This window comes from Methanosarcina sp. A14 (assembly GCF_001729375.1).
GTDB classification, from domain to species: Archaea; Halobacteriota; Methanosarcinia; order Methanosarcinales; family Methanosarcinaceae; genus Methanosarcina; species Methanosarcina barkeri.
The window spans coordinates 1-10,126 of sequence record NZ_LZPK01000304.1; the positions used below are offsets into that span (position 1 = coordinate 1).

Annotated in this window: 6 protein-coding genes; 1 reads left to right on the forward strand and 5 read right to left on the reverse strand. The window is 38.0% G+C overall.

Features of this window, described 5'->3' with window-relative positions:
• Window positions 1–98 precede the first annotated feature (98 nt).
• The 3 genes from A9239_RS13550 to glgP all read right to left on the reverse strand — a co-directional run bounded on the left by A9239_RS13550 (window position 99) and on the right by glgP (window position 4,249).
• Window positions 99–599, reverse strand: a complete 501-nt coding sequence (locus A9239_RS13550) for an O-acetyl-ADP-ribose deacetylase (RefSeq protein ID WP_048120791.1) — start codon at window positions 597–599, stop codon at window positions 99–101.
• Window positions 600–878: 279 nt separating this feature from the next.
• The gene (locus tag A9239_RS13555) at window positions 879–2,063 is read right to left on the reverse strand and encodes a glycosyltransferase family 4 protein (protein WP_048120788.1); all 1,185 of its coding nucleotides are present in this window, start codon (window positions 2,061–2,063) and stop codon (window positions 879–881) included.
• A gap of 509 nt (window positions 2,064–2,572) precedes the next feature.
• The gene (gene glgP / locus A9239_RS13560) at window positions 2,573–4,249 is read right to left on the reverse strand and encodes an alpha-glucan family phosphorylase (RefSeq protein ID WP_048123370.1); all 1,677 of its coding nucleotides are present in this window, start codon (window positions 4,247–4,249) and stop codon (window positions 2,573–2,575) included.
• Window positions 4,250–5,209: 960 nt separating this feature from the next.
• Here glgP and mtaA point away from each other — a divergent pair.
• Window positions 5,210–6,229: a methylcobamide:CoM methyltransferase MtaA gene (gene mtaA, locus A9239_RS13565; protein WP_048120786.1), complete on the forward strand. Its 1,020-nt coding sequence runs from the start codon at window positions 5,210–5,212 to the stop codon at window positions 6,227–6,229.
• A 467-nt stretch (window positions 6,230–6,696) separates the two neighbouring features.
• On the opposite strand, the gene mtaB is transcribed toward mtaA, so the two are convergent.
• Window positions 6,697–8,082, reverse strand: coding sequence for a methanol--corrinoid protein co-methyltransferase MtaB (gene mtaB / locus A9239_RS13570; protein WP_048120784.1), 1,386 nt, complete (start codon window positions 8,080–8,082; stop codon window positions 6,697–6,699).
• 12 nt (window positions 8,083–8,094) lie between these two features.
• Window positions 8,095–8,877: a methanol--corrinoid protein MtaC gene (mtaC, locus tag A9239_RS13575; RefSeq protein ID WP_080941559.1), complete on the reverse strand. Its 783-nt coding sequence runs from the start codon at window positions 8,875–8,877 to the stop codon at window positions 8,095–8,097.
• Window positions 8,878–10,126: the final 1,249 nt, after the last annotated feature.

The following is a 10,126-nucleotide window of genomic DNA, read 5'->3' on the forward strand; positions in this document are numbered from 1 at the left end:
AATCTCTAAAATAATCTCTAAAATAATACCTAAAATAATATCTAAAGCTAATTTGTCTAAAATTTAAATTAAACTTTAAAGATTTTTGAAGATGCTTCCTAAAGATGCCTGCATGTTTCTTTATTGAAACAAACAAGAAAAACCTTTTCAGGCAATTCATTTTCCTGAAGGAATTTAGTGATTTCGAAAATTGCAATTCCTGCAGCTCTTTCTGAAGGAAAGTTATATGCTCCAGTACTTATAGCTGGAAAGGCAATGGTTTTTATAGTATACTCTCTTGCAAGTTCAAGGCTTTTTCTGTAGCAGGAAGCCAGCAAGCTATCCTCTCCTTTCTGTCCCCCCTGCCATACCGGCCCAACAGTATGTATTACCCATTTTGCAGGCAGAAAATATCCTTTTGTAATTTTTGCTTCTCCTGTGGCACAGCCTTTTAAACCTTTACATTCTTCCAACAATCCTGGCCCTGCAGATCTATGGATAGCGCCATCAACTCCTCCGCCTCCAAGTAGAGTTGAATTTGCGGCATTTACGATTGCATCCACTTTCAGTTTTACGATGTCTCCCTTAATTACTGTTATCCTGTCCGAAATACGTACCATAACCTGCTCTTTTGCTTCGGTTCTTTATATATTGTCTGATGTATTTACATATATTATTTGTATTATCTGCAACTTTCTGTTAATATATAATAATTTTATTACACAGTTGTAAAGTTGAATGCATCGTTTAGTAATTAAAAAGAAGAATAAATGTTATAGAGCAAGTTTTACAGAAAACGAACGTGATATTCTTTGAATAACATGCACAACCAATGAAAGTGCTTGCAAATGGCAACATTTTCAAGCTAAATTAAGCACAGTGCCTTTTAAATATTTGTCTTATGCATTTTTGTCCTTTAATTCTTGTTTTTCTATAATTTTTTTGTATACTTCTTGAGTTTTTTCAGCTATTATTTTCCAGTTATATCGCTTTTTAATAAGGTCGTAACCTTTCTCTCCCATCCGGTTGTGGCCAAGCCCTTCAAGGACATAATTAAGGCCCCATGCAATAGAAGACGGTTCCTTATGAGTAATAACGCCTGTCTTGAAATTTTCTACAAGGGCTACTGCATCACTTGCAACGACAGGTTTTTTTGCATCCCAGGCTTCAAGCACCACAATTCCGAAGGGTTCATTCCGGCTGGGCACGCACACGAGGTCGCAGGCATTGAACCAGTCTATTACGGTATTATCCGGAGCATACCCGAGGAAATTGCATGAATCTCCAATGCCAAGTTTTTGAGCTCTATATTCACAATGAGCGCGCATTTCTCCTTCACCGATAAGCACAAACTGGGCATTCCTCTTCTTCAGGACTTTAGCAGCAGCTTCCACCAGCAGGTCAGGCCCTTTCTGATAAGACATCCTTCCCGTGAAAAGCACCACTGGAAGACAGGGATGGATACCGTATTGCCTTTTCACATCACCAGGGTCGATTTGCCTTTTTATTTTTCCCACGTTTATGCCGTTAGGAATTTCCCAGAGCTTGTAGTCAGGGATTTTGTAAATTTGCTTGATTTCTTCTTTCAATATGGTCGAGGTTATGATAATTTCCGAAGATTCATAGCCTCCAAGCCACTCTCTATGTGAGATTTCCTTTGCTTCCCACCAATCTCCATGATGATTTCCATTACGTCCCCATTCTGTACTGTGGAAAGTTAGCACAAAGGGCAGTCCAAACTGGGCTTTTATCCTGCAAAGAACATTTACTGGGTGCCAGTCGTGACCATGTAATACATTAAACTCTCCTGTGCTTTCTCTCACTTCAAGGAACCGGCAGTACATGGCATCACACATCCGGTTCATCTGTTCAACAATTCCCCCGCTTTGATCACAGGCAATTTTGTGATAATAAACCCCATTTATTATTTCATCTTTATCTTTACGGTCTCGTGTAAACAGGTGAATCTCATGTCCCTCTGCTGCAAGAGCCTCAGAGAGTTCGGATACATGGGGCGAAATACCTCCAACCCGCATTGAATATAAACTTTCCCAGGTAAACATTCCTATTCTCATTTTTTTCATAACCCTACTTACCTCTTTTTGTAACAGAGAACGAGAGCTTATCCAAAAAGTTGGTAATGAATGTTGAAAGGTTACAATAGGTCTGTAGTATTAGAATATCAGTTCCATTATTATGTTTCGTATTGTAAAAGTTATAACATCTAATCACTTTTTGAATAGGCTCTAAATAGTTCTCTTTTTATATTTACGTCTAAATATTTTTTACTTCATTTCTTTTGCTAATCTAACAATTTGCAGTTCTTTCTGCTAAAAATACAGTTAAAGAGACAAACAATTAAACAGAAATACATATAATTTATATGATCTGCAAAAATATGTATAATTTATATGATCTACATAAATATGTATAATTTATATGATCTCACTATAAATTATCATCTATTTCAGTCGAATTTTTGAGTGGCAGCGTCAACATACCCCGTTGCTTGCAGCGGGGTGTGCCAGCGCAACTTTGATTCGTCAGTTTAAGTACTTTTTCTAAATTGAATCCAGTTAGATTTTAAAGACTTTCAAAGATAAGCCTGTGTGACATAATACCTCATCATCCTATGACTGTTAAAATAAGATGCTATCATACCTATCGAATTATTGATTAGCTTGAGCCATTCGTCTTTTTGTTCGTAGTACATAGGGACAATGATGTAGTAGAGTTTGTAATAGAGATCTCTAAGCTCAGCAGTTCTTATCTCTTCAATCGAAATTTTTTCATCTGGTTTGGGCCCAATAGACCAGCCTGTCACATCTTCAATCCATCCCTCAATCCACCAACCATCAAGCACGCTAAAATTCACTACTCCATTATGAGCAGCTTTCATACCACTTGTACCTGATGCTTCGTAGGGACAGTTAGGAGTATTAAGCCAGACATCAACTCCAGAAACCATTTTTGCAGCAAGATCCATATTATAATTTTCTAGAAACACAATTTTTATGTCGTCACGAAGAGTTTCTATTATTTTAAAAATATCCCTTATAATTTGTTTTCCGGCTTCATCATTAGGATGGGCTTTACCTGCAAAAATAAGCTGAATTTTACCTCTTTTATTAATACTCCTAAGCATCTCAAGATCAGAAAAAATTAAAGTTGGACGCTTATATGATGTCATACGCCGTGCAAAGCCTATTGTAAGAGTATCATAATCCATTCCGACGCCTGTTTTTTTGTTCACCTCGTCGATTAAATCTCTTTTTGCACTCCAATGTGCTTCCCATATTTCAGTGTCTGGAATTTCTCCAACTCTTATCAGAAGTTCAGGTTCATTTTCCCAATCCGGAAGATAGCGATCATAAAGCTTTCTGAAATAAGGGGAAGCCCATGTATAGGAATGAACACCATTTGTAATGGCATTAATTTTATAACCAGGGTAAAGTGCACTTGAGATCTGGCTGTGTCTTTTTGTAACGCCATTGATATAATTCGACAAGTTCATAGCAAAAATGCTTGTATCAAAGTAGTTTTGCCCTCCAAACTTACGGAGGATTTCAACATTGTTTTTATCCTTGATTAGGTCTTTTACAAGCCCGTAATCAAATTTATCATGCCCTGCTTCCACTGGAGTATGGGTAGTAAAGATACAAAGCTCCTTTACTTTTTTTGGGTCTACGCTGTTTTGCTTCAAAAGTTCTAGAGCAAGTAAGCTTGAATGCCCTTCATTCATATGGTACTTTCTGACTCTGAACCCAAGAGCATTAAGCATCCGTACTCCTCCTATTCCGAGTACTATTTCCTGCTTGAGTCTATAACGTTGATCGCCTCCATATAGAAAATCCGTAATCTTGCGGTCTTCCGATTCATTTCCTTCAACATTTGTATCTAGAAAAATTATTGGCACGCAGCCTCCGATATGGCTCTTGTAAGTATAAATCCAGGCTCTGATTTTAACGTCTCTATCCTGAATTTTTACTTTTACTTCTTCTTTGCAAAGAGTCATAAAATGGGCAGGATTCCACTCATCCTTATGTTCTATCTGATTTCCTGCAGGGTCAAGAGTCTGTCTAAAATATCCTTTATTACTTACTAGTGTTACTGCTACAAATGGAATATTTAGATCCGCAGCTGAGCGGATAGCATCACCTGCAAGACCCCCTAATCCTCCTGCATATGTTGCGATGTCACTACGAAGGCCTATCTCCATTGAAAAATAAGCAATATTTTGTCTCTCCAGTGCTTCATGAAGATTATCCATATAATCAAGTCCTTTATTTTTTATATTATAAACGATTATATTTAAAAATATTAAAATGTACATTTTTGAAAACGAATGCAATTTTTTCTTTGAATAATGCACATAAATAAATAAAAATGCTTTTTACATTTGACAATATCTCAAAATTTTTGTAAAATTTGTTTTATATTATTTAAACGTAACTATTCTACCCACCAAAAAAGCTGATTGATGTCGATTTTGATGAAAACAAGGAGTTAAATAAATGATTGATGAACAAAGATAAAACACAATCAATAGCCAATAATCAAATAAAATTTATTCGAAAATATTTGTGCGTTGAATCTTAATGGTATGTTGAATCTTAATGACAATGACTATTGATCTTGTTTTACCCCGGCTGAATAGTTACGAAATAGTAATTCTTTTGTAAATTTTATTCATATTTATTCTAAAAATATCTTTGTAGAAAGCCTCTCGTATAAAATATATAAAATATTTTTAATTAGATTTCATCACATCAAATCTCATTATTATAATTTAGTCTGATGGTGTCAGTTAAGATCGGATTTCTACAGAGCCATAATTTCAATATAATATTAGTTTCGGGATAGACGCATAAAATAAATGGTACTTTCAAATAATATTTGCTAAGCAAAATTATTTTATAACCAAACACGTTTTTCATACGGATAGTGGGACAAGAGCCTGTGGACTTATTCTCCTCAGAGAAAAGAATGAAACAGGAAGAGGCAATTCGGGAAACCGACTCAGACCATACTAGCCAATCTGGGCATGGGGATTTAATTTTTCCGAAGGTGGTTACTTGCCTTTGACAGTAACTCTGAATATTTTGATATGCCTCTAAGGGTTAGAAAACTATAAGTTATCGATCTAAAAGATCAGTAGCATACGAGAAGGTCGTAGAGAACTCAAAAGATTAAAAACTTACAAATTGAATCTTAACATGGGGAGATAATTATGACTGAGATGACACTTAAGGAGAGACTTTTAAATGCGCTGGAAGGTAAAGAAGTAGATAAAGTACCGGTCTGTTCTGTAACCCAGACAGGAATCGTTGAACTAATGGATGAAGTAGGGTCTTCCTGGCCAGAGGCTCATTCTGACCCTGAAAAAATGGCGACGCTTGCGATTGCAAACTATGAATTAAGCGGGCTTGAAGCTGTAAGAGTCCCGTATTGCCTGACTGTGCTTGCCGAAGCTATGGGTTGTGAGGTTAATATGGGAACTAAAAATAGGCAGCCATCAGTTACTGCACATCCGTATCCTAAAAGCCTTGAGGGTATGGAAATGCCTGAGAACCTACTTGACATAGGCAGAATCCAAGCTGTACTTGATTCAATCAAAATTATAAGGGAAAGAGTAGGACCGGATGTGCCTATTATAGGAGGAATGGAAGGACCTGTTACTCTTGCTTCCGATCTGGCGAGTGTAAAGTCCTTTATGAAATGGTCTGTTAAAAAGCCAGATCTATTACATCAGGTACTGGATTTTGCAACCGATGCTACAATAGCATATGCAAATTCAATGGTTGTTGCAGGAGCAGATGTCATCTCCGTTGCCGATCCTGTAGCATCTCCTGACCTGATGAGTCCGGATTCTTTTAAAAATGAACTCCAGTCAAGGCTGCATAAGTTTTCCTCAAACGTAAATTCGGTTACGGTTCTGCATATCTGTGGAAGTGTGGCCCCGATCCTTGACTATATGGCAGATTGCGGTTTCGAAGGTCTGAGCGTTGAAGAAAAAGTTGGCAGTATTAAAAAGGCTAAGGAAGTGCTTGGGGATAGGGCAAGGCTCGTAGGAAATATCTCAAGCCCCTTTGTTCTGCTCCCAGGTCCGATCGATAAGATAAAAGAAGAATCGAAAAAAGCTATTTCCGAAGGTGTAGACGTACTGGCGCCTGGCTGCGGAATTGCACCTATGACTCCGCTTTCCCACATTAAAGCGATGGTCGAGGCAAGAGACGAATATTACGCTTGAAAAACCACAGAATAAAGAATTTAACTAATTTCTCACTAATTTCTCTATTGTTTTTTTTACTAATTTTTTACTAATTTTTATTAATATTTTTTATTGTCATTTTCAATTTTTTAACATGCTGTCTGTAATATCCGTATCTTATCTTGAGAGAACGGGATCTTATTCGCTTCTTTCTCTCAAGCAGCCTATTTCCTGATTATACATTCTCGTTGTAATTATTTTGACCAGTTTTTTCGTGTCCTACGTAATTGTAGATCTTGAGTAAATTAAGTGTTAATTTTTACAATCATAACTATATAGTTTTCACTCAACTGTTGCTGCTTAACAGAAAAATATCCAGTGCTAAATGAGTCTGTCAGTACTAAAAATTTCTATATGAATTTATCCGGAAAATTAGAAAACTACACTCGGGATTTTAAAAACGGAACACTCTATATTTAAAAAAGGAAAAAAGAGAATTGCCTTGATTAGAGGTCGTAGTTCTCTGGCTTGAAGACTTTGACTTCCTGTTTATACTTTGTAAGGCAGTCACTCATGAACTTTTCTTTGTCGTCGGTAAGGGCCTCGAAAGCTGCTTTTGCATCTGCAAGGGCTTTAGCTTCGAATCTGGAGAGCTCAAGTTTGCCCTTTGCTCCTTCTTCTACAATGTTGATGCATTCGATAGCAGCGTTCTTGGCACGGAGGTAAATATCATTTCCGTCTGTTGCAATTGCCTGTCCTACTCTGTAGGCATTCGGGTATGCGAGTACATAGCCCTGTGCGTCTCTGTATATATCGGAAGCTACGAACATGTCCCTAAGTATTTTTTCATTACCCGAATCAAGAGCAACATTCATTAGAGCACAGTCATAAGCTAAGGTCTCTCCCCAACACTGAACTGTGGTACCACCGAATTCACCGTGATACTCAACAGATTCATTGGACCAGAGGTCACAGCACTGCATGACAATGTTCCCCATCAGGTCGGAGTGAGCACAGGTCGAAGTCTTACCTTCCTGAGCTATCGGGACACCTGCAATGGATTTTACAATGGTATTCTCGTAGCCACAGTCCTTTCCAGGGCCGGCTGCACCGGCCTCGTAAGCAACAAGTGATCTTGCGGCAGAAATAGTCCTTGCAATGATTGCAAGTGTGTGAGCGAGGTTCTTGTCCAGCAGCCCGCCTGCAATGAACATCGCGGTGTTTGCTTGGGCACAGTCTGTGTCACCTGATGCTATTACATTGTTCTTTTTTGCAACTGATGCAATGTCTTGCCAGATCATTTCCATATCTATGCTACCGAGAACACCTATTCCGTAAAGTACGCCTGCCATGTCGTTCCTGAGGATTGCATAGTCGAATACTTCTTTTCCACCCATTGACTCAACTGCAAGCATGTCAGCCCCATTCTGGGCACACTGCTCGAAGGCCTCCATAAAGACGCTGTACTTGTCTCCTCTAAGTGCGAGGAAGTCTCTGGTCTCACGGATGTCACCAATGGTGTGGCGGAGTGCGCACTTTATGCCGTATTCATCATGGTAATCTTCCATGATAGTTTTCTGGGCATGCGCAACGGCAGCTCCCCAATCCGGGTGATTGGACATCTGCTGAACGTGTTCAGTTTCAAGTACAACAGCAGGAGCTCCGATTTGAACCATCCTTGCCATAATGTCGGTGGTTATCCTTTCGTATTCCTTTATGAGCTTTTCTTTGGATGCTCCGGCTTCAGGTCTTGGGGCATAGTTTACTTCGGGAGTTGTGTAACCGGCACCGATTTCAAGTTCCAGTCCGGTTTTAACTGGCGTGACAGCTTTTCCGAAAACCATGTCATCTGCGCTTGCATAAGCCATTTTAGTACATCTTGTTACTGCCATTACTCCATCTCCTCAGTGTTTATGGAATTTCTCCCTCAGTTTCACAATGTTGCCTCCGTGTTCCCTGATGAAATCTGCTATCTTAGGAGCATCGGCTGCTTCTTCGCCATATACTCCTAGTTCATACTGGGATACGAAGTCCTGGTTCACAGCACCGCCGCCACAGGCGAACGGAATCTTGTAGCCTTTCTCCAGAAGCTTGTCATTAACTTCTTTAAATGCGTACATGGTTGTGGTCATCAGGGCAGTACCTGTAAGCATGAGAGGATTTTCTTTCTCGACAGCCGCTATTACCTCATCTACAGGGACATCTCTTCCAAGATCCACTACATCATATCCGTTAGCTCTGAGCAATGCAGCTACGATGTTCTTTCCTATATCGTGGACGTCGCCTTCTGCAACGTGGCAAACGACTTTACCTTTAACCACAGGTGCTCTTCCTGCTTTTTGCTTAACGTATTCAATGCCCTCCAGCATGGCATCAGCAGACATCATAACGTTTGGCAGGAAAATTATTCCTTCGTCATAAAGTTTGGTGACCACTCCCATTCCAACCATCAGAGCGTCATCGATAAGAGAGATTGGGTCCTTTCCAGAGCTAATAGCCTTTTCCAACCCTTCAACAACGTCGTCCTCTTCGCCTTCAAAGATGGCCTTTGCAATCGGATAAATTATTGAATCCTTTGGGTAAAGTTCTTCTGCAGCCTCTTCCGGTGTCATTTCTTTTTCCATTTTTACATTGTAACGAACCAGGATACCACTGGGATCTATATCTATCAAATGTCTAACCTCCATTTTGGCATTTGAGGAGCAAATAATCCTTGATTGTTTACAGGGGTAAAAACCGGGTTAAAAATCAACACTTTCCTGAGATCTATCTTGATTTTATTTTTAATCTATTTTGTCACTCAACTTTCTCTATTTTTTCACAGAGATAGCTAAATGAGGCCCAAACAGGTATAAAAACCCAAAATTCTTCCCAATTCCTTAAAGGGACTCCTAGCTCCCCTTTATTTAATTGGAATCCTATATATATAAAACTCACTGAGCAAGTTTTAGTTTCTAATGCTGAACTTCAAACTATTATTTTCTTTATTGAGTAACCTTTTATTCTTAATGTTCAGTTTTTACTAATTTTCTTAACTCAGATACAGTTTAAAAACTATACAATTATTAATGTTCATAATATTTTTATAACAGTATGCGGCTCTTATTTTTCAGCAGGTTCAGTTAATTGCCAGAAAACATTTTATAATGAAAATTATTCGCTAAATTTAAAAATAAAATCCTATACTCTAATAATAAATATATTTTCATTGGTCATCGGTTAAGGAATTTTCTTGCCTGAAAGCTATTGATTTTGCATTAGAAGCCGGCCTTAAATTTTGGTCCATTTACATGAAATCGATACCGTATTCCAGCTTATAACTTATTGACCTATTTGGTAAATGTGAGGAAATTGGTGCAATTTATCACGATTCTTCACTTAACCAAAGACGTATGAATATATTTTATCTTGTTTCTTTCTTAACTTAATCTCTTTTGGAAAAGGTATATTTATCAGCCTTTTAGTTTAGGTTGTCTAAAAAGATTTTCCCGAAAGATTTATATGTTAGTAATGCCCTTAGAAGATCCTCTGATCTGAGAGGATCAGTAATTATTATATCTATAGATTTTGCAAAAATTTATTTTTGAGATAAAATCTATGGTAAAAAATAAATCAAACAAAAGCTTTATATACAAGAATTTCCTTGTATGTATCCCTCACAATAAGTAAAATTGTGAGCATTCGACTCTCTTATGATCCCTTTCCATGTAAATGGCAGTGTCTCTATAGATTCAAGCAAACTTCTCTTTTTGTTTTGGATCTAATGGTGAAAAATCGCCTGATGGAAAAGCTTTATATATGAGAAATACCTTGTATACATCCCTCTCACAATGTGATTGTGTCGAGGTAAATAACACAAAGCTTTATATACAAGAAATACCTTGTATATGTCCCTGCGCAAACTGATTGCGTAGGTAAAAAATCACAAATCTCTTT

Bases quoted from the DNA above. Each gene is read 5' to 3' on its own strand.
- A9239_RS13555 (WP_048120788.1), bottom strand. From the start codon at position 2,063: ATGAAAAAAATGAGAATAGGAATGTTTACCTGGGAAAGTTTATATTCA.
- mtaC (WP_080941559.1), bottom strand. From the start codon at position 8,877: ATGGAGGTTAGACATTTGATAGATATAGATCCCAGTGGTATCCTGGTT.
- glgP (WP_048123370.1), bottom strand. From the start codon at position 4,249: ATGGATAATCTTCATGAAGCACTGGAGAGACAAAATATTGCTTATTTT.
- mtaA (WP_048120786.1), top strand. From the start codon at position 5,210: ATGACTGAGATGACACTTAAGGAGAGACTTTTAAATGCGCTGGAAGGT.
- mtaB (WP_048120784.1), bottom strand. From the start codon at position 8,082: ATGGCAGTAACAAGATGTACTAAAATGGCTTATGCAAGCGCAGATGAC.
- A9239_RS13550 (WP_048120791.1), bottom strand. From the start codon at position 599: ATGGTACGTATTTCGGACAGGATAACAGTAATTAAGGGAGACATCGTA.